This window comes from Listeria rocourtiae subsp. hofi (genome assembly GCF_963575615.1).
Lineage (GTDB): Bacteria > Bacillota > Bacilli > Lactobacillales > Listeriaceae > Listeria_A > Listeria_A hofi.
In genome coordinates this window covers 1-354 of the sequence record NZ_CAUYTL010000102.1, presented here as the reverse complement: position 1 = coordinate 354, position 354 = coordinate 1, and the positions used below count along the sequence as shown (strand labels likewise).

General features: G+C 40.1%; 1 protein-coding gene. It reads right to left on the bottom strand.

Annotated features, from left to right (window positions below; genetic code table 11):
- On the bottom strand, nucleotides 1-354 hold a 354-nt coding region (locus R8925_RS15905), incomplete at both ends, for a transposase (RefSeq protein ID WP_430536756.1).

Sequence of the window (354 nt, the reverse complement as noted above, 5' to 3'; positions counted from 1 at the left end):
TTTGTAATTCTCTTCTCCACCGTACCCAGCGTCTGCGACGATATAATCTGGTAGATTCCCGAACGTTTCTTTAAAAGCCGCTAAAAAAGGGAGGAAACAACGTGTATCTGTAGGGCGTTGAAAAATCGAACAGTGCAATGTAAATTGGTTTTCTGTGGCTATTTGGACATTGTATCCTGCTTTCAATTGCCCATTTCTCATGTGATCTTCCTTCATGCGCATAAAAGTCGCATCGACATCTGTTTTAGAAAAACTATTTCGATCACCAAATTGTTGGAAGTGCCTGTGATACTTTTGAAGCCTTGGCAAATAATCACGCTGTAGTTGTTTTTGTTGCTTCGTCCATTTCCTTTT